Below are 18,189 nucleotides of genomic sequence, written 5' to 3' on the forward strand. Positions count from 1 at the left end.
GTGAAACACTCCTCTACTTTCCGATGCAGAAGGATGAGAATATCAGGTCAAGATAGTCATCCACGCCGATTCTGCCAACCAGCCTGTCAAGGGAATGGTTGGCCGCCCGAATGGACTCTGCGATCAGTTCGACCGGCTGAGCCTCAATGCCGTCCAATGCGGACATCGCGGACTGCAATTCAACGACCTGCCTCATGTGACTGACGAGGCCAGCCTCAGCCACGCGGCCACTCAACTCAGTGAACAGAGAATCCAGAACGTCGCTCACACCGACACCGGTCACTGCCGAAATCGCCATTCCGCCTCCGCCATCGCCCTCATCGGCGTGGCCTCGGACGACAATGTCGCCATCGACGAACAGCCGATCAACAGTAGTCCCATCAGATGACAGGTGAATCCGCAGATCCGCCGCCTCCGCACGTTGTCGCGCCCGGTCGATACCGATCATCTCAATGTCGTCCAATGTCTCCCTGAGACCGGCTGTATCAAGGAACGTGACCGCAAGCCCCCTGAGATCATAGCGCAGTTCGATCACATCCCGCGTCGTACCCGCGCGCGATGAGACAATCGCCACATCTCTCTGCGCCAACCAATTCAGAAGACTGGATTTTCCCGCATTCGGAGGACCGATGATGGCGACCTCAAATCCGGTCCTCACCCGTTCTGCGGCCTGGAAACCGCTCAATTCACGCGACAGTTCCGCCTTCAGTTCATCGACAGCCTGAAACACCTGATCAGGCACTTCGTCTGGCACGTCCTCATCGGCGAAATCCACGCTGACTTCGACCAGCGCTCCTGCCTCGACCAGAAGACTGCGCCACCGCTCGGCCTTGCGGGCCAGTTCCCCGGACGCCGTCCGCAAAGCCAGCTTGCGCTGCGTTTCGGTCTCCGCCGCAAGAAGATCCCCCAGACCCTCGATCTCCGCCAGATCAAGGCGCCCGTTCAAAAAGGCACGGCGCGTGAACTCCCCGGCCTCCGCAGGCCGCGCGCCCAAGCTCAACAACGCCATGCCGACACGCCTCGCGACGATCGGTGCGCCGTGCAGATGCAGTTCGGCCACCTCCTCGCCCGTGAAGCTGGACCTCTCCGCGAACCACATCGCCAGGACCTGATCCAGCAGTTCGTCACCATCCCGAAGATCCCGGAAATAGGCGTGCCGCGGAATCGGCATGGCGCCGACCAGCCGTTCGGCTAAGTCGCGCGCGCCCGATCCGCTCAGTCTGATGACGGAAACGCCCCCCCGCCCGGGCGGGGTGGCTTCCGCAAAGATCAGGTCCATCTCTGCCTCGTCAGGCGTTCATCGAGTCGAAGAACTCGGAGTTGCTCTTGGTCTGCTTCATCTTGGAGATCAGGAACTCGACCGCGTCGGTCGTTCCCATCGGGTTCAGGATACGGCGCAGCAGATAGGTCTTCTGCAGGTCCTTGCTGTCGACCAGCAGCTCCTCCTTCCGGGTGCCCGATTTCAGGATGTCCATGGCCGGGAACACGCGCTTGTCTGCGACCTTGCGGTCCAGCACGATCTCGCTGTTGCCGGTGCCCTTGAACTCCTCGAAGATCACCTCGTCCATCCGCGATCCTGTGTCGATCAGCGCGGTCGCGATGATGGTCAGGCTGCCGCCCTCCTCGATGTTCCGGGCCGCGCCGAAGAACCGCTTTGGCCGTTGCAGGGCGTTCGCATCGACACCACCGGTCAGCACCTTGCCGGAACTCGGCACGACGGTGTTGAACGCCCTACCAAGTCTTGTGATCGAATCCAGAAGAATCACCACATCTCGCTTATGCTCGACCAGGCGCTTGGCTTTCTCGATCACCATCTCCGACACGGCGACGTGTCGGCTGGCCGGCTCGTCGAAGGTCGACGAAACCACCTCGCCGCGCACGCTGCGCTGCATGTCGGTGACCTCCTCGGGCCGCTCGTCGATCAGCAGGACGATCAGATAGCATTCGGGGTGATTCTTCTCGATCGAATGCGCGATATTCTGCAGAAGCACCGTCTTGCCGGTCCGCGGCGGCGCCACGATCAGCGACCGCTGACCCTTGCCGATCGGCGCGACCAGGTCGATGATCCGGGCGCTGCGATCCTTGATGGTCGGATCCTCGATCTCCATCTTCAGCCGCTCGTCGGGATAGAGCGGCGTCAGGTTGTCGAAGGCGACCTTATGGCGGGCCTTCTCCGGCTCCTCGAAGTTGATCTTCTCGACCTTGGTCAGCGCGAAGTAGCGTTCGTTGTCGCCGGGCGCGCGGATGACGCCATCGACCGTGTCGCCCGTGCGCAGCGAATGCTGCCGGATCATGTCCGGGCTGACATAGATGTCGTCCGGACCCGGCAGATAGTTCGCCTCGGTCGAACGCAGGAAGCCGAACCCGTCCTGGACCACCTCCAGAACGCCGCCGCCACCGATCTCCCATCCCTCCTCGGCATGCTCCTTCAGGATCGAGAACATCATCTCGCCCTTGCGCATGGTCGAGGCGTTCTCGATCTCCCATTCCTCGGCCATCGACAGCAGGTCGGCGGGGCTCTTGGCCTTGAGGTCGGACAGATTAAGGCGTTCTTCGGTCATTCTGATGCAAACTTTCGACCGCGCGACGAATCGGGCGGATCAGACATGTGTCATGGGAATCCCGCACCGGACGGCCGGGGTTGCAGCGGCAGATACGCGCCCGACCCCTCGGAGTCAATCTTTTCGCTCAGAACTTGACGATCACGGCGCTGACGATGGCGATCATCAGCAGGGTCGGAACCTCGTTCAGCATGCGGTAATGGCGTCCGCTGCGCGCCCGTCCGGCCTTGAGCGCGCGACGCTCGCGCGCGCACCACATGTGAAACGCGGTCATCGCGATCACCGCCGCGCCCTTGACCCAGGGCCAGGTCATCGACCAGCCGACGATACCCGGCGTCAGCACCAGGGTCAGCCCGCTGATCCAGGTCGCGATCATCGCCGGGTTCATGATCACCCGCAGCAGCTTCTCCTCCATGATGACGAAGCTGGTGACCGGCTCGGCGAATCCTGCGCCGCGTTCGGCGTGATAGACGAACAGCCTCGGCAGATAGAACAGGCCCGCCATCCAGGCGATCACCGCCATCACGTGAAAGGCCTTGGCATAGGGATAGATCGTCGCCAGCGCGTCGAACATGGTCACACCTCTCTCTGCCTTCCCCCCTTAAATAAGAAAGATAAGAAAAGAAATGTTGTTGAAGTAGGGCCTGTGGACAGTCGAACCTGGACTCTGCTCACGACATTTTCCCCAGAATCACCCGATGTGGACAAGCATGTGAAAAATCCGCTCCATGCCGAAAAACGCATTTGTAAACAAAGTGATGTTATGTGGATAACTTTGCGGATAATGGTCGGGGCGCCGATTTGTCCACATTCCGCCTCAATCGCGCCTCCCGGCTGTCCACCTGTGGAGAACCTCACGCCGTTCCTGTTTCGTTTCTCGGAGGAATCCACATGGTTCAGGGCTTGACTCGCCTTGCCCCAAAGGCCCGGACCGATTCCTCCGGCCCTTTGTCCACAGGGGTGCTGCGGGCTGTGTGCCACAGGTCCCGCTCCGCCATGCCGTCGGGGCTTTCGCGCTTGAGGCCCAGCCCGTAGGCTGTCTTGGAACCCTCAATGCGATGATCCAGCCCATGCCAGACGACCTGCCCGCCAGCCAGATCAGCCACGCCCCGCTTGCCGGCGTCATCGGCATGCCCATCGCGCATTCGCGCTCGCCCCGGCTTCACGGCCACTGGCTGCAGCGCTATGGCCTGCCGGGTCATTATGTCCCGATCCCGGTCATGCCCGAGCATCTGGCCGAGGTGCTGCGCATCCTGCCGCGTGCGGGCTTCGTCGGCGCGAACGTCACGATTCCGCACAAGGAGGCCGTCCTGACCCTGGCGGACACGGTCACCGACCGGGCGGCGCTGATCGGGGCCGCGAACACGCTGATCTTCCGCCCTGACGGCAAGATCCACGCCGACAACACAGACGGCTACGGCTTCATCGCCAACCTGCGGCAGAACGCGCCCGACTGGCAGGCGGATGCCGGCCCCGCGGCGGTCATCGGCGCGGGGGGTGCCGCGCGGGCCGTCGTGGCCTCGCTTCTGGACGCGGGCGTGCGCGAACTCCGGATCACGAACCGCACCCGGCTTCGGGCGGAACAGATCAAGGCCGAGTTCGGCGCCCGCCTGGTGGTCTATGACTGGGCGCAGGTCGGTCACATGCTGGAGGGGGCGATGACGGTCGTCAACGCCACCTCCCTCGGCATGGAGGGCAAGCAGCCGCTGCGGGTGCCGCTGGATGCGCTGTCGCCGGCCGCACTGGTGACGGATCTGGTCTACACCCCCCTCATGACCCCCCTGCTGACCGAGGCGCAGGCGCGGGGCTGTCGGGTCGTGGACGGTCTGGGCATGCTGCTGCACCAGGCCGCGCCGGGCTTCGAGCGGTGGTTCGGCCACAGGCCCGATGTCGATGACGAGGCCCGGCGGGTCGCCCTCGGATGACCTACAGGCTGGGCCTGACCGGCAGCATCGGCATGGGCAAGTCGACGACCGCCGCGATGTTCCGCGATCTGGGGCATCCGGTTTGGGATGCCGATGCGGCGGTGCACGGGCTCTATGCCCCGGGCGGGGCCGCGGTCGGCCCGGTGGCCGCGGCCTTTCCCGACGCTCTGCGGGACGGCGCGATCGACCGCGCGGCCCTGCGGCAGGCGCTGGCCGCCGACCCTGCCGCGCTGGCCCGGCTGGAGGGGATCGTCCACCCGCTGGTCGCACGCGACCGGCAGGATTTCCTCGACCGGCATGTGGATGCGCCGCTGGTGGTGCTGGACATCCCCCTCCTGTTCGAAGGCACAAACCCCCCCGATCTGGACGGCGTGGCCGTGGTCAGCACCGATCCCCAGATCCAGGCCGCGCGGGTGCTTGCGCGTCCCGGCGTGACGCGCGATACGCTGGCGATGATCCTGGCGCGGCAGATGCCCGACGCGGAAAAGCGTGCCCGAGCCGACTGGATCATCCCGACCGACAGCCTCGACGGCGCACGCGCCGCCGTGGCCCGCATCGTGCAGGAGATTGCCCCCCATGCGTGAGATCGTCCTCGATACCGAAACCACCGGCTTCGACGCCGACGGCGCCGACCGCATTGTCGAGATCGGCGCCTTGGAGCTGATGAACCACCTGCCCACCGGGCGGACCTTCCACGTCTACATCAACCCCGAGCGGTCGATGCCCAAGGAGGCCTTCGACGTCCACGGGCTGGGCGACGACTTCCTGCGCGACAAGCCGAAATTCGCGCAGATCGCGCAGGACTTCATCGACTTCATCGCCGAGGACGCGCGGCTGGTCATCCACAATGCCAGCTTCGACATGAAATTCCTGAATGCCGAACTGAAGCGCGCGGGCCACAAGCCGCTGCCCTGGGCGCGGGCGCTGGACACGCTGGCCCTGGCGCGCGAACGCTTTCCGGGCAGCCCGGCCACGCTGGACGCGCTGTGCCGCCGCTTCGGCGTCGACAATTCCGGGCGCGAGCTGCACGGCGCGCTTCTGGACAGCGAACTGCTGGCCGAGGTCTATCTGGAGCTGATCGGCGGCCGTCAGCCCGATCTGGTCCTGGACCGCCCCTCGACCGACGCGGCCCGGCCCGGCCCCGAGGGCGGCCCGATGCGCCCGCGCGCGGCGCGCCCCCGCCCCCTGCCCCCGCGCCTGACCGAGGCGGAGGCGCAGGCCCATGCCGACTTCGTGGCCAAGCTGGGCGAGGCCGCGGTCTGGGCCCGCTTCGCCGCGCCGCAGGGCGCGACCTGACGGCAGGCTTGCGCCAAGCCCCGCAGCACCCCATGCTGGTCAAAAGACTGTGGGGCGCGATGGTGGAATGGTTGCGGGAGATCGGCTCGTTCTGGGGCGCCGTGTTCGAGCGGATGGACAAGACGCACATGACGCTGATCGCGGCGGGCGTCGCCTTCTATGCCATGTTCGCGGTCTTTCCGGGCCTTGCCGCCATCATCGCGCTGTGGAGCCTGTGGTTCGACCCGTTGGTGGTCCTGACCTATCTGGACGTCGCGCATGAGTTCCTGCCCGACGGCGCCTCGGATATCGTCGACGACCAGGTCACCACCCTGACCCAGAACGGGCGCACCTCGGTCGGCTGGACCTCGTTCATCTCGTTCATGATCGCCACCATCGCGGCGCGGGCGGGGGTGGATGCGCTGATCCGCGGGCTGAACGCCGCCTATGGGGTGCGGGCGCATTCGACCATCGTGGGGTTTTTGCTGGCCTACGGGCTGACGCTGGTCATCGTGGGCATCTCGCTGGCGGGCCTGGCGACCATCGTGGTGGTGCCGGTGCTGCTGAACTTCATGGTCTTCGCGCCGGTGCGCTCCACGCTGCTCACGGTGCTGCCCTGGGCGGGGATGTTCCTGCTGGTGATCGTGACCATCGGCGTGCTCTATCGCTACGGGCCCAACGTCAAGACGCCGCGCACGCCGATCTTCACCTGGGGCGCGCTGTTCGCGGCGGTGCTGTGGTCGGCGGGCTCCATCGCGTTCTCGGCCTATCTGGGCAGCTTCAACAGCTACAACCGGATCTACGGCTCCATCGGCACGGTGGTGGCGCTGCTGATGTGGTTCTATCTGGCCGGGTTCTCGGTGCTTCTGGGCGCGCTGATCAATGTCGAGCTGGCCCGCCGCCGCCGGATGCGCGCCGTGCGCGAGGCGCGGCGCGGCTTCACCGAGCTTCTGGCCGAGAAGAACGGCTGAGGAGGGGGCGCGCCGGGCGCCCCCCGCAGGATCAGGCCGTCAGGCCCTCGGTCGAGGCAAAGAACATCGCCTGGCTGACCGCCGAACGCACCTGCTCCTCGCTGTAGGGCTTGGAGATCAGGAAGGCCGGCTCGGGGCGGTCCCCGGTCAGCAGACGCTCGGGGAAGGCGGTGATGAAGATCACCGGGATGTCTCCCATGCTGGCCAGCAGCTCGTTCACCGCGTCCACGCCCGACGATCCGTCGGCCAGCTGGATGTCGGCCAGGATCAGGTCGGGACGGTGCTTGCCCGCCAGCTCGATCGCGGCGGTATGGGTGCGCGCGACGCCGGTGACGTCATGGCCCATGGCCTGCACGATGCCCTTCAGGTCCATCGCGATGATCATCTCGTCCTCGATGACCATGACCTTGCCGCGCAGGGCCTGGCCCATCTCGTTCAGGGCGATCTGGACCAGCTCGTCGGCCTCGGCCGTCTCGATCTGCATGACGCGGGCGATCTGGTCGCTGCGCAGCTCCTCTATGGTTCGCAGCAAGAGCGCCTCGCGCGAATTGGGCGTCAGGCCACGCAGATGGGACTGGGCCTTGCGCTCGCGGGTGGTCATGTCGGCATCCTCGACCGGCTGACCCGAGCTCTGCCAGATCACGTGGAAGGTCTTGAACAGCGCGATGCGCAGGTCGTCCTCACCGTCCAGAACGCTGCGATCGGTCAGGATCGCCTCCAGCGTGGCGGCCGCGTAATTGTCGCCGGCACGTTGGCTGCCGGTCAGGGCGCGGGCGTAGCGACGCAGATACGGAAGCTCGCGCCCGATGTTTTGGGCCAGATCGGCAACAGTCATTACACAGTCCTCATAAATCGCGTATTGCAGGGAACCATCAGAACCCCCTATCGGTTGCATGCTGTGCGCACAAGTTTGTCGGGACTGACACCAATATGACACCAAAGCGAGACGACCGTCGGAGAGCGGCAGTGGAAAAACAGATCGATGAGAACCTCAAACGGGTCTACGAACAGGATACCACCGACCAGATTCCGGACCGCTTCCTCGATCTGCTGAAGCAGCTCAAGGAACAGGGATGACCCTTCTCCGGAATACCGCCGTTTCCCGACAACGCCCTGGTGATCAGACCTCATGACGCAATCCCCATCGGTTCATCCGCGTGACCAGCTGGTCGACCACCTGCCGGCACTGCGGGCCTTCGCGCTGTCGCTGACCCGTGAAGGCGCGGCCGCCGACGATCTGGTGCAGGACACCATCGTCAAGGCCTGGACCAACATGGACAAGTTCCAGGCCGGCACGAACCTGCGCGCCTGGCTGTTCACCATCCTGCGCAACACCTTCTACTCGTCCCGCCGCAAGACCAAGCGCGAGGTCAGCGACAGCGACGGCATCCACGCCGCGCGTCAGTCGACCCGCCCCGACCATGACGGCCGCCTGGCGCTGCGCGACTTCCGTGCCGCCTTCGAGAAGCTTCCCGACGAACAGCGCGAGGCGCTGATCCTGGTCGGTGCCTCGGGCTTCTCCTACGAGGAGGCCGCCGACATGACCAAGGTCGCCGTCGGCACGGTCAAGTCGCGGGCCAATCGCGGTCGCCGCAAGCTGGCCGAACTGCTGCACTTGGAACAGGGCGAGGAGCTGAGCATGACCGATCAGGCGACCCTCGCGGTGATGGCGCAGAACAACTACAGCTCCCGCTGAGGCCGAACGTGTGTTGAGACGGATCAGCCATCGGATGGAATTCACGCGGCGCCTCGGGTTTCGGCTTGGGGCGCTTCTCTCCATCGCGATCCTGCCCATCGGGCTGATCTCGCTGGTGCAGAACCTGCACCTCTCGCGCGAGGCCGAGCGCAGCGCCGAGATCGCGCTTCTGGGCCGCACCGCCTCGGCGGCCGCGGGCGAACGGGCCCTGCTGCAAAGCGCGCTCGGATCGGCCGATGCCTTGGGTCCCGCCATCCTGGAGAGCCAGGGCCAGCCGCAGCTCTGTTCCGAACTGCTGCGCAATTTCGTGCAGCGCAGCGGCACCTATCGCCATGCGGCCTTCATCCCGGTCGACGGGCAGGCGACCTGCACCTCGGCCGGGCCGGACGACCCGGCGCTGGACCTGTCCGACGATCCGACGGTGCGCGACTTCATGCGCAGCCCGAGCACCGCCGTCACCGCCCTGCAGCGCGGCCCGCTGAGCGCCGAGCCGATCATCGTCGTGCTGCAGCCGCTCTATCGCGACGATGCCTTCCTGGGCCTGACCGCGCTGTCGCTGACGCAGGAGCTGCTGCGCTCCACCCATGCGATGGATTTCGGCACCGAAGGCGCGCGCATCCTGACGTTCAACAATTCCGGCCAGGTCCTCATCGCCGATATCGGCGATGAGGATCAGCCGACGCTGCTCCTGCCCCGCGACGTGCCGCTGGTCAGCCTGCCCGGTCAGGGCGAGGCGACCTTCCGCGCCCAGGCCAACAACGGAGAGAACCGCGTCTTCACCGTGGTCCCCGTCGTGCCCGGCCTGGTCTATGCCCTGGGAAGCTGGAGCCCCAGCATCGCGGGCGTGGGCCTGTTCCAGCTGTCGCGATGGGGCGCGGTGATGCTGCCCGTCGCGCTGTGGGTGGTGTCGCTGTCGGTGGCCTATTTCGCGGTCTTCCGGCTGGTCCTGCGCCACATCACGGTGCTGCGCGGACAGATGCGGCGCTTTGCCATCGGCAACCGCGACAGCCCGCCCCCGGTCCTGGCCGATGCCCCGACCGAGATCGCCGATGTCAGCCAGACCTTCCACAACATGGCCCGCATCCTGATCCGCGACGAGGAGGCGATGGAACAGGCGGTCGCGGAAAAGACCGTCCTCCTCAAGGAGGTGCACCATCGGGTCAAGAACAACCTTCAGCTGATCGCCTCGATCATCAACATGCAGAGCCGCCTGATCGACGACCGGGACGCCAAGCGCGTCCTGCGTTCCGTTCAGGACCGGGTCGCGGCGCTGGCCACGATCTATCGCAACCTCTATCAGGCCGAACAGCTGGATCAGGTGAATGCCGACCGGCTGATCGCCGACATCATCACACAGCTCTCGGCAGCCTCCGCCGGGGCGGGACGTCAGCTGCGGGTGGAGAGCGACATCCAGCCCCTGTCGATGCTGCCCGACCAGGCCGTGCCGCTGACCCTGCTGACGACCGAGGCCTTCACCAACGCCGTGAAATACGCCGCCGGGGACGAGCCCTGGGTGCGCGTCTCGCTGTCCTCGCCCGCGCCGGGTCAGGGCCTCCTCGAGGTCGTGAACTCGACCGGCGACGATGCCGAGGCGGGCGGCACTGGCCTGGGCAGCCAGCTGATCGAGGCCTTCTCGATGCAGCTGGAGGGCGATGTCGTCACCGAGACGCTGGACGGCTGCTATCGGCTGGCGCTGCTGTTCAAGCTGGGCCATGGCGGCGGCTCGAACGCGAACAACCCCCGGCAGGTGGTCCTGACCTCGGCCGCGCGCGCGGGCTCGCGGCATTAGCGCCGCAAGCCCGCGCAAATCCGCGTGCGTCCCGCGGCGGGTGCTTGCGCCGGGGCGGGGCTGCTCTATCTTCGCGGAATGGACAACGGAAACAGTTTCGACATGGCGACGGGACGCGGGCTGATCGCCTGCCCGAACTGCGACGCCCTGCACCTTGAGGAGGAGCTTGCCGCCGGTGAGACCGCCGCCTGCATCCGTTGCGGCACGGTCCTGGCGAAACCGCGCGAGGGGGCCTTCGCGCAGCTGATCGCGCTGGCCTTCACCTCGATGGTGCTGCTGGTGGGGGCGGTGTTTTTTCCGTTCCTCGAGGTCTCGACGATGGGCTTCGGCAATGCCAGCTCGCTCTTCGACGTGGCGCTGGCCTTTGCCGACGGGGTGTTGCTGCCGCTGGTGCTGGCCGTGCTGGCCATGATCATCGGCCTGCCCATCCTGCGGTCCTTCCTGCTCCTCTATACGCTGATCCCGCTGGCGCAGGGGCGGCCGCCGCACCGGCATGCCGCGCGGGCCTTCCGCTGGTCCGAACTGCTGCGCCCCTGGTCCATGGCCGAGATCTTCGTGATCGGCACGGCGGTCGCGCTGGTCAAGGTCGCGGGTCTGGCCACGGTGCATCTGGGCCCGGCCTTCTGGGCCTTCTCGGCGCTGATCGTGGTGAACCTCGCCAGCCGGGCCTTCATGTGCCAGACCTCCATCTGGGACGCGATCGAGGATGCGGGCCTGCCCACCGCGATGCCCCGTCCCGCCGCCGGTGACGCATGAGCGCGCCCGCCGAACAGCCTGCCGGACCCGTCCTGACCGCGCATCGTGCGGGCCTGTCGGGCTGCCACCGCTGCGGCCGCGTCTGGCCGCAGGAGCAGGCGCGCTGCGGCCGCTGCGGCGCGCATCTGGTCCCACCGAACCGGCAGGGCCTGCAGAAGGTCTGGGCCTGGTGGTTCGCCGGTCTGATCGCCTACATCCCCGCCAACCTCTTCCCGATGATGAGCACCCAGACCTTTGCCGGTCTGGCCGGCAATTCCGAGGCCACCATCCTGGGCGGCGTGGTCGAGCTGATCCATTACGGCAATTACGACATCGCGATCATCGTCTTCGTCGCCTCGGTCATCGTGCCCATCGGCAAGTTCCTGGCCATCGCCTGGCTGGCGGTCGTGGCCGGGCGCCCCGCCAACGTGGATCAGGCCCATACCCGGCTGAAGGTCTACGAGATCGTCGAATTCATCGGCCGCTGGTCGATGATCGACGTCTTCGTGGTGGCGATCCTGTCGGCGCTGGTGCAGCTGGGCTTCGTGGCCTCGGTCCATCCGGGGCCTGCGGCGGTGTCCTTCGCGCTCTCTGTTGCCTTCACCATGCTTTCTGCGCAAAGCTTTGACGCACGACTGATCTGGCGCGGCCTTCCCCTGCGGACCCGCCGGGACTGATCCGCCCGACACCGACCATTGTTGCCCGCGCCCGAGGATTTCGACCCCATGACCGACACGCCCCCGCCCCTGACACCGGCCAGCCCGGTGCGCAAGACGGCTGCCCGCGCGGCCCAGGCCGGCATCAACGTCATCTGGATCGTGCCGATCGTGGCGCTGATCGTGACGCTCGGCATCGCGTGGAACGCCTTCCGCGACCGGGGCAGCGTGATCGAGATCGAGTTCGCCGACGCCACCGGCATCACCCCCGGAGAGACCAGCCTGCGCTTTCGCGAGATCACCGTGGGCCGGGTCGAGGGGGTCAAGTTCACCGATGACCTGGCCCGGGTGGTCGTCTCGGTGCGGGTCGACACCGACGTGGCGCAGTACATCGACGCCGACGCCTCGTTCTGGATCGTGCGGCCGCAGGTCAGTGCCCAGGGCGTCACGCGCTTGGACACGGTCCTCAGCGGCGCCTTCATCGAGGGCTACTGGGACGCCCAGACCGGGGCCGAGGCGCAGCGCTTCGTGGGCCTCGACCGCCCGCCCCTGGTGCGGGCCGACCAGCCCGGCACCTGGGTGACGCTGGCGATGGACACCGCGGACGGGCTGTCCGAGGGCGCGCCGGTCCTGTTCCGCGGCGTGCAGGTCGGCCGGCTGGAGAACATCCGCCTGGACCCCGAGACCGACCGCGTGGTCGTCGACGCCTTCGTCGAGGCGCCCCATGACGCCCGCCTGACCAGCGCCACCGTCTTCTGGGACACGTCGGGCTTCTCGGTCTCGCTCGGGGCGCAGGGCGTGGCGCTGAACGTCAATTCGCTCTCCTCGCTGCTGCAGGGCGGCGTGGCCTTCGAGACCTTCGTCAGCGGCGGCGATCCGGTCGAGCCGGGCGCCCGCTTCACCGTCCAGCCGGACGAGGGCACCGCCCGCACCTCGCGCTTCGAGGATGACGACACCCGCCTGCTGCGCGTCGGCATGCTGATCGACGACAGCCTGGAGGGGCTGGAACAGGGCGCGGACGTCCAGTACCAGGGCCTGCGCGTGGGCCGCGTCACCGACCTGGCCGTCAGCCTGACCGAGGATGCCGAGGGCAACACCCAGCCCCGCCAGCTGGTCACCATGCTGCTGTCGCCCCGCCGCCTCGGCCTGCCCGAGGGGTCGGACGCCGACGATGCGCTGGCACTGCTGACCGAGGAGGTCGCCGCCGGACTGCGCGCCCGCGTCGCCAGCACGGGCTTTCTGGGCACGACCCTGATGGTCGAGCTGGTCACGCTGCCCGATGCGGCGCCCGCCGCCATCGACGCCGAGGCCGAGCCGAACCCGCTGATCCCCTCGGTCGAGGGCGATCTGGAGGATTTCACCGCCAGCGCCCAAGGCCTTGTGAACCGCATCGGCGCCCTGCCCATCGAGGAGGTGCTGAACTCGGCCCGCGACACGCTGGACAGCATCACCGCGCTGGCCACCTCGCAGGACACCCGCGCCATTCCCGGCGCGCTGCGCCAGGCGCTGGAGGATGGCGGCAGCGCGCTGTCCGACATCACCGCGATCACTGGCGACCTGCGTCAGGCCGAGAGCGGCCAGACCCTTGCCCGCATGCTGGACGAGGCCTCGGCCGCCTTCACTGCCGTCTCGGAGGCGGCGACCGACGTGCCGGCGATGGTCGATCAGATCGACGCCGCCGCGGCCGCGGTGGAGGAGTTCGGCTTTGCCGAGATCAGCGCCCAGGCCGAAGGGATCCTGGCCGACCTGCGCGCCATGCTGGGCAGCGAGGATGCCGAGCAGCTGCCGCGCAACCTGTCCAACGTGCTGGAATCGGCCACGGGCCTGCTGGACGACCTGCGCGACGGCAATGCCGTGGGCAGCCTGAACAACGCCCTGGACAGCGCCAGCACCGCCGCCGACCAGATCGCCGTGTCGGTCCAGCAGCTGCCCGACCTGATCCAGCGGCTGCAGGTGACGGCGGCGCGGGCCGACACGCTGTTCGCCAGCTATGGCGACCGCTCGGCCTTCAACAACGAACTGATCGGCGCGCTGCGCGAGCTGCGCCGTGCCACCCAATCGATCGGCTCGGTCGCCCGGCTGATCGAACGCAACCCCCGCGCCTTCATCCTGGGACGATAGACATGACGCTGCCCCATCGCCGCCTGCCCCTTGCCGTGATCGCCCTGTCGGGGGCCGCCCTGCTGGGCGCCTGCTCGAACCCGGAAAAGACCGGGCGATACCTGATCGACCCGCCGGTGGCGGGCGTGCAGGTCCCGAACCGCCTCGGCACGGCCGAACTGAAGGACGTGTCCCTGCCGGAATACGCCTCCGATCAGGAGGTCGCGTTCCAGACCGAGGACGGGGCCGTGCGCTCGACCCCCGACAATCTCTGGGCGGACAATCCGGGGCGCGCCTTCACCACGACGCTGGCCCGCGCGATCAGCGACGTGTCCGGCGCGACCGTGATCAGCGAGCCCTGGCCCCTGGCCCAACCCCCGGCCCGCGTGCTGGAGGTGCGGGTCGAACGCGCGCTGGCCCAGGCCGACAACAGCTATCGCCTGTCGGGGCGGTATTTCGTCTCGGATGACGGGCTGTCGGGGGGTGGCGCGAACCATGCGCGCAGCTTCGACATCCGCGTGCCGATGGCGACCCAGGGTCCGGCCAGCACGGCGGCGGCGGCCAGCCAGGCCATCGCGATCCTGGCCCAGCAGATCGCGACCCTCTCCGGTCCCGGCACGACCATCGCGACCACCCGCCCCGCCGCGGACGAGGCGTTCGACCTGCCGCCGCTGTTCTAGCGCAGCGCCCCCCGCAGGGCCGCGTGCAGGCGCGGCCCTGCGACGATCAGCCCGTCCACCTGCGCGCGCGGGCTGTTGAAGCGCATCGGCTGGCCGCGCCGGTCGGTGACCCGCGCCCCGGCCCGCTCCGCGATCAGCGCGCCCGCCGCGATGTCCCATTCCCAGGCCGCCCGCAGCGACAGCGCCGCGTCGAAGCGCCCCTCGGCCGCAAGGCACAGCCGCCAGGCCAAGGATGAGCGGAACTCGCGCCGGAAAGGCGGCATGCCCGCACGCCAGTCGGGCGCATCGGCCACCGCGCGATAGGTCAGCACGCGCGCGTCCTCGATTCCGCTGTCGGTCGGCGCGATGGGCGCGCCGTTCAGCGTGGCCGAACCGTCGGCATGGGCGGCGTAGGTCAGGCCGGTGACCGGCAGGTGCACCACCGCCGCGATGATGCGGTCGCCCTGGGCCACGGCCAGCGAATGGGAGAACCCCTCCTGCCCGTCGATGAAGGCGCGGGTGCCGTCGATCGGGTCGATGATGAAGCAGCGCGACGCGTCCAGACGGGCCGGATCGGCCTCGGATTCCTCGGACAGCCAGCCGTAATCGGGGCGCACGGCCATCAGCATCGCCTGCAGCGCGTCGTTGACGGCCAGATCGGCCTCGGTCACCGGCCCGGCGCCGCCGCCCTTGTCCCAGGCCTGCGGGTCGCGCCGCCAGAGCCGCAGGGCGATGCGCCCGGCCTCCTCGGCCGCCGCCAGCAGCAGCGCCAGATCGTCCTCAGCCCCCGGCAACGGTCATGCCTTGGACCAGCAGGCTGGGCACCTCGGTCGCGCGCCAGGGCAGCGCGTCGTCGGCGGCCTCCAGCGTCATCAGCATCTCGCGCAGGTTGCCCGCGATGGTGCATTCGTTGACCGGCCAGGCGATCCGGCCGTTCTCGACCCAGAAGCCCGCCGCGCCGCGCGAATAATCGCCCGTGGTGCCGTTCACCGACGCGCCCAGCATGGAGGTCACGATCAGCCCGCGCCCCATCCGCGCGATCAGGTCGTCCCGGCTGGCCGCGCCGGGGGTCAGCACCACGTTGCTGTGGCTGGGCCCGGGGCTGGAGGCCAGCCCGCGCGCGGCCGAGCCGGTGCTGTCCATGCCCAGCTTGCGCGCCGTCGCCAGGTCCAGCGTCCAGCCCTGCAGCACGCCGTCGCGCACGATGGCGCGGCGGCGGGTCGGCAGGCCCTCGGCATCGAAGGGCCGCGAGGAGGGGTGGCGGGGCCGCAGCGGGTCCTCGATCAGGTCCATGCCGGGGGGCAGGACCGGCTGGCCCAGGTCGCGGCGCAGCCAGCTGGCGCCCCGCGCCACCGCCGATCCGTTCACCGCTGACAGCAGATGCCCGATCAGCGAGGCCGAGACGCGGCGGTCGTAAAGGATCGGAAAGGCTCCGGTCGGCGGCTTGCGCGCCCCCGCACGGGCCAGCGTGCGTTCGGCAGCCAAAAGGCCGATCTCCTCGGGGTCGGGCAGGTCGGCGGCGAAGACGCGCGATTCTCCGGCATAGTCGCGCTCCATCCTCAGGCCCTCGCCGGTGATGGCCACGACCGAAATGCCATGTCCGGTCCGGCCATAGCCGCCGGAAAACCCGTTCGACGCGGCCAGCCACATGCGCCGCTGCGAATAGCCGGCATTGGCGGCCTCGACCTGGGCGATGCCGGGCACGGACATGGCGGCGGCCTCGGCCCGGCGGGCCAGCTCCTGCAGATGGGCGGGGTCCGGCTCGGGCGCGTCCTCGGCCAGCTCCAGCCCGGCCGCGTCGCGGACCTGCGCCAGCTGGTCGGGATCGGCCAGACCCAGGGTGTCGTCCACCGGCGCCTCACGGGCCAGGGCCACGGCGCGCGCCGCCATCTCGGCGATGACCGCCGTGCCGTGGTCGGAGGAGGACACCGCCGCCTGACGCCCGCCGACCAGTACGCGCAGCCCGATCTGCAGCCCCTCCGAGCGTTCGGCCTGTTCCAGCGCGCCGCCGCGATGGTCGATGCCGACCGAGAGGCCGTCCATGGCCATGGCGTCGGCCTGATCGGCCCCGGCGCGGCGCGCGGCGTCGACCATCGCCTCGGACAGGCGCTGGAGGCGGTCGGGATCGGCGGCGGTGCTCATGGGGGCCTCATCGGAATCGAGAAACGGACCGGAGGCGTGCCCCGGTCCGCAGGTCAGAGGGCGCGGATCACTGGATCTGCTGGCCGTTGGCGAAGATCGATCCGCCCTCGCGGAACTCGATCTCGGTCTGAAGCTGGTCCTCGGCGCCCTCGACGGGGCGGGCGAACATGGCCATCATCATGCGCGGGCCCATCAGCTGTTCGGCCGGGACGACGCCCATCGCGACCAGCTTGTCCAGGAGGCCGTTGACGCCCCCGAAGGTCCCCTCGATCGTGCCGACGGGCTGGGTCGGGTCCTCGCCGAAGGTCAGCGCGCCGCTCAGATCGACCGTGGCCCCGACCGCGTCCAGCGACAGCGCCTTGATGGCCAGGCTGCGCGGGGTCATCGGCATGGGCGCGGCGCCGTCCGGGCCGGGCGCGGCGGCCTGGGCCGCCTCGGGGTCCATCAGGCCCTGCGACAGCACCGCCTGGCCCTCCAGGTCGATGGTCAGGCTGGCCGGATCGCGCGGCAGCGCGGCCTCGGGGTCTAGCGCCTGCCAGATCGCGTCGTCCAGCGTCAGCCCGTCCAGCACATAGGTCAGCGCGAAGGGCTGCTCCTCCTCCGCGGCCAGGACCGGCATCGCCAGGCGGAAGCGGTTCTCGGTCGCGCCATAGGCGATCGGGAAGGGCAGGTCCGTGCCCGACAGGCGGGTCTGCATCTCGGTCAGGCTGCCCTCGTAGGACAGGCCCTCGGCCGACATGCCCACGGCCAGGCTGCCGCTCGCGGCCTCGACGCCGCCCTCGGTGTCGTTGCGGGTGCCGTCGGCGGTCAGCGTGCTGGCGCTGAAGCTGATGGTGGTCGCACCCATGCCGAAGCGGCCGTTGCCGCCGAACCCGGCCTCCAGCGCCTCGGTCGGGGCGCTGCCGAAGTTCACCTGGCCCGCCGGGCTGGTGCCGTCGCCCTGCATCGTCAGGTCGGCCACGGTCACGACGGCCTCGAAGCGGTCGGTCTGATCGGACGCACCCTCGGTGGGCTCGGCGGGCGCGGCGTCGGGCGCAGTCTCGGGCGCGGCATCGAGGGTCTCCTCGGCGGCCAGCGACGGGCCGCTGGCGCTGATCCGCATCTCCATGCTGTCGGCGCGGCCCTCGAAGGTCTGGTTGCTGGCGCCGTCTGCGGCGGTGTTCACGGTCTGGCGGCCGGTGACGTTCGTCATGCTGGCGGTCAGCGGCACCTCGTTGCGCTCGTCCAGGGCGCGGCCGTCCATGGTCAGCGTCGGGATGGTGACGTCATGGGTCAGCGCCTCGGGCGTGCCCGAGGTGATCGTCTCGTTGCCGGGCATGTCCAGGGTCATGGTGAAGCCCATCGGCGCGTCGCCGTCGGGCGCGGTGCCGGTGGATTCGATCGTCATCGGCTGTTCGACCACCGAGCGGACGGTGCCGTCGCCGACGGCCTCCAGCACGACCGAGGGCATGGTCAGGACCATGTCGGGGGCCTCGGCCTCGCCTTCCACCGTCAGGACGACGTCGCTCAGGGCGATGCGCTCGTCCGTCGCCTCCTCGGCGCCGATGGCGATGGCATAGCCCGCCTTCTCATAGCTGGTACGCAGGCTGTCCCAGACTTCGGCGGGGGTGACGTCGGCCAAGGCCGGTCCGGCGCCCAGGATCAGGGCCAGCGCCGAGGTTGCAAGGGGGCGGTTCATGG

The 18,189-nt window shown here is 68.6% G+C and carries 18 protein-coding genes; 11 read left to right on the top strand and 7 right to left on the bottom strand.

Annotated features, from left to right (window positions below; genetic code table 11):
- Positions 1–13: 13 nt before the first annotated feature.
- The 3 genes from mnmE to AACG61_RS00335 form a co-directional block, all read right to left on the bottom strand.
- A complete protein-coding gene (gene mnmE / locus AACG61_RS00325; RefSeq protein ID WP_411838038.1) occupies positions 14–1,279 on the bottom strand; it encodes a tRNA uridine-5-carboxymethylaminomethyl(34) synthesis GTPase MnmE in 1,266 nt (421 codons plus the stop codon).
- 10 nt (positions 1,280–1,289) lie between these two features.
- A complete protein-coding gene (rho, locus tag AACG61_RS00330) occupies positions 1,290–2,561 on the bottom strand; it encodes a transcription termination factor Rho (RefSeq protein ID WP_411838039.1) in 1,272 nt (423 codons plus the stop codon).
- A 127-nt stretch (positions 2,562–2,688) separates the two neighbouring features.
- On the bottom strand, positions 2,689–3,135 hold the full coding sequence (locus AACG61_RS00335; RefSeq protein WP_411838040.1) for a CopD family protein: 447 nt from the start codon (positions 3,133–3,135) through the stop codon (positions 2,689–2,691).
- A 496-nt stretch (positions 3,136–3,631) separates the two neighbouring features.
- On the opposite strand from AACG61_RS00335, the gene AACG61_RS00340 reads away from it, so the two are divergent.
- From AACG61_RS00340 to AACG61_RS00355, 4 genes are read left to right on the top strand one after another with little or no spacing between them, the layout of a single operon-like run.
- Positions 3,632–4,486, top strand: a complete 855-nt coding sequence (locus AACG61_RS00340) for a shikimate dehydrogenase (RefSeq protein ID WP_411838041.1) — start codon at positions 3,632–3,634, stop codon at positions 4,484–4,486.
- Positions 4,483–5,070 (top strand): dephospho-CoA kinase, encoded by a 588-nt coding sequence (gene coaE / locus AACG61_RS00345; protein ID WP_411838042.1) that lies wholly within the window; start codon positions 4,483–4,485, stop codon positions 5,068–5,070. Before AACG61_RS00340 ends, coaE begins: the two co-directional genes overlap by 4 nt.
- A complete protein-coding gene (dnaQ, locus tag AACG61_RS00350; RefSeq protein ID WP_411838043.1) occupies positions 5,063–5,782 on the top strand; it encodes a DNA polymerase III subunit epsilon in 720 nt (239 codons plus the stop codon). The genes coaE and dnaQ overlap by 8 nt, the downstream gene beginning before the upstream one ends.
- Before the next feature lie 32 nt (positions 5,783–5,814).
- Entirely contained in the window at positions 5,815–6,732 is a 918-nt protein-coding gene (locus AACG61_RS00355) for a YihY/virulence factor BrkB family protein (protein ID WP_411838044.1), read from the top strand.
- A 31-nt stretch (positions 6,733–6,763) separates the two neighbouring features.
- On the opposite strand, the gene AACG61_RS00360 is transcribed toward AACG61_RS00355, so the two are convergent.
- Positions 6,764–7,567, bottom strand: a complete 804-nt coding sequence (locus AACG61_RS00360) for a response regulator (RefSeq protein WP_411838045.1) — start codon at positions 7,565–7,567, stop codon at positions 6,764–6,766.
- A 131-nt stretch (positions 7,568–7,698) separates the two neighbouring features.
- On the opposite strand from AACG61_RS00360, the gene AACG61_RS00365 reads away from it, so the two are divergent.
- The 7 genes from AACG61_RS00365 (at position 7,699) to AACG61_RS00395 (ending at position 14,388) form a co-directional block, all read left to right on the top strand.
- The gene (locus AACG61_RS00365) at positions 7,699–7,809 is read left to right on the top strand and encodes a NepR family anti-sigma factor (RefSeq protein ID WP_411838046.1); all 111 of its coding nucleotides are present in this window, start codon (positions 7,699–7,701) and stop codon (positions 7,807–7,809) included.
- 52 nt (positions 7,810–7,861) lie between these two features.
- On the top strand, positions 7,862–8,428 hold the full coding sequence (locus AACG61_RS00370; protein ID WP_411838047.1) for an RNA polymerase sigma factor: 567 nt from the start codon (positions 7,862–7,864) through the stop codon (positions 8,426–8,428).
- A 34-nt stretch (positions 8,429–8,462) separates the two neighbouring features.
- Positions 8,463–10,217 (top strand): histidine kinase dimerization/phosphoacceptor domain -containing protein, encoded by a 1,755-nt coding sequence (locus AACG61_RS00375; RefSeq protein WP_411838048.1) that lies wholly within the window; start codon positions 8,463–8,465, stop codon positions 10,215–10,217.
- Between the two features lie 102 nt (positions 10,218–10,319).
- Positions 10,320–10,973: a paraquat-inducible protein A gene (locus AACG61_RS00380; protein WP_411838049.1), complete on the top strand. Its 654-nt coding sequence runs from the start codon at positions 10,320–10,322 to the stop codon at positions 10,971–10,973.
- Entirely contained in the window at positions 10,970–11,629 is a 660-nt protein-coding gene (locus AACG61_RS00385; RefSeq protein ID WP_411838050.1) for a paraquat-inducible protein A, read from the top strand. The genes AACG61_RS00380 and AACG61_RS00385 overlap by 4 nt, the downstream gene beginning before the upstream one ends.
- Before the next feature lie 48 nt (positions 11,630–11,677).
- Positions 11,678–13,729 (top strand): intermembrane transport protein PqiB, encoded by a 2,052-nt coding sequence (locus AACG61_RS00390; RefSeq protein WP_411838051.1) that lies wholly within the window; start codon positions 11,678–11,680, stop codon positions 13,727–13,729.
- A 2-nt stretch (positions 13,730–13,731) separates the two neighbouring features.
- Positions 13,732–14,388 carry a membrane integrity-associated transporter subunit PqiC gene (locus tag AACG61_RS00395; RefSeq protein WP_411838053.1) on the top strand — a complete coding sequence of 219 codons (657 nt, stop codon included), beginning with the start codon at positions 13,732–13,734 and terminating at the stop codon, positions 14,386–14,388.
- On the opposite strand, the gene AACG61_RS00400 is transcribed toward AACG61_RS00395, so the two are convergent.
- The 3 genes from AACG61_RS00400 to AACG61_RS00410 all read right to left on the bottom strand — a co-directional run bounded on the left by AACG61_RS00400 (position 14,385) and on the right by AACG61_RS00410 (position 18,187).
- Positions 14,385–15,161, bottom strand: coding sequence for a 3'(2'),5'-bisphosphate nucleotidase CysQ (locus tag AACG61_RS00400; protein WP_411838054.1), 777 nt, complete (start codon positions 15,159–15,161; stop codon positions 14,385–14,387). The two genes, AACG61_RS00395 and AACG61_RS00400, sit on opposite strands and share 4 nt — an antisense overlap.
- Positions 15,148–16,509 carry a TldD/PmbA family protein gene (locus AACG61_RS00405; protein WP_411838055.1) on the bottom strand — a complete coding sequence of 454 codons (1,362 nt, stop codon included), beginning with the start codon at positions 16,507–16,509 and terminating at the stop codon, positions 15,148–15,150. Before AACG61_RS00405 ends, AACG61_RS00400 begins: the two co-directional genes overlap by 14 nt.
- Before the next feature lie 67 nt (positions 16,510–16,576).
- Positions 16,577–18,187: a hypothetical protein gene (locus AACG61_RS00410; protein WP_411838056.1), complete on the bottom strand. Its 1,611-nt coding sequence runs from the start codon at positions 18,185–18,187 to the stop codon at positions 16,577–16,579.
- Positions 18,188–18,189: the final 2 nt, after the last annotated feature.

It is taken from the genome of Paracoccus sp. ME4, assembly GCF_046736325.1.
Classification (GTDB): domain Bacteria; phylum Pseudomonadota; class Alphaproteobacteria; order Rhodobacterales; family Rhodobacteraceae; genus Paracoccus.

Bases quoted from the DNA above. Each gene is read 5' to 3' on its own strand.
- AACG61_RS00375 (WP_411838048.1), top strand. From the start codon at position 8,463: ATGGAATTCACGCGGCGCCTCGGGTTTCGGCTTGGGGCGCTTCTCTCC.
- AACG61_RS00370 (WP_411838047.1), top strand. From the start codon at position 7,862: ATGACGCAATCCCCATCGGTTCATCCGCGTGACCAGCTGGTCGACCAC.
- AACG61_RS00405 (WP_411838055.1), bottom strand. From the start codon at position 16,509: ATGAGCACCGCCGCCGATCCCGACCGCCTCCAGCGCCTGTCCGAGGCG.
- AACG61_RS00360 (WP_411838045.1), bottom strand. From the start codon at position 7,567: ATGACTGTTGCCGATCTGGCCCAAAACATCGGGCGCGAGCTTCCGTAT.
- coaE (WP_411838042.1), top strand. From the start codon at position 4,483: ATGACCTACAGGCTGGGCCTGACCGGCAGCATCGGCATGGGCAAGTCG.
- AACG61_RS00395 (WP_411838053.1), top strand. From the start codon at position 13,732: ATGACGCTGCCCCATCGCCGCCTGCCCCTTGCCGTGATCGCCCTGTCG.
- rho (WP_411838039.1), bottom strand. From the start codon at position 2,561: ATGACCGAAGAACGCCTTAATCTGTCCGACCTCAAGGCCAAGAGCCCC.
- AACG61_RS00385 (WP_411838050.1), top strand. From the start codon at position 10,970: ATGAGCGCGCCCGCCGAACAGCCTGCCGGACCCGTCCTGACCGCGCAT.
- AACG61_RS00410 (WP_411838056.1), bottom strand. From the start codon at position 18,187: ATGAACCGCCCCCTTGCAACCTCGGCGCTGGCCCTGATCCTGGGCGCC.
- AACG61_RS00340 (WP_411838041.1), top strand. From the start codon at position 3,632: ATGCCAGACGACCTGCCCGCCAGCCAGATCAGCCACGCCCCGCTTGCC.
- dnaQ (WP_411838043.1), top strand. From the start codon at position 5,063: ATGCGTGAGATCGTCCTCGATACCGAAACCACCGGCTTCGACGCCGAC.
- AACG61_RS00380 (WP_411838049.1), top strand. From the start codon at position 10,320: ATGGCGACGGGACGCGGGCTGATCGCCTGCCCGAACTGCGACGCCCTG.
- AACG61_RS00355 (WP_411838044.1), top strand. From the start codon at position 5,815: ATGCTGGTCAAAAGACTGTGGGGCGCGATGGTGGAATGGTTGCGGGAG.
- AACG61_RS00335 (WP_411838040.1), bottom strand. From the start codon at position 3,135: ATGTTCGACGCGCTGGCGACGATCTATCCCTATGCCAAGGCCTTTCAC.
- mnmE (WP_411838038.1), bottom strand. From the start codon at position 1,279: ATGGACCTGATCTTTGCGGAAGCCACCCCGCCCGGGCGGGGGGGCGTT.
- AACG61_RS00390 (WP_411838051.1), top strand. From the start codon at position 11,678: ATGACCGACACGCCCCCGCCCCTGACACCGGCCAGCCCGGTGCGCAAG.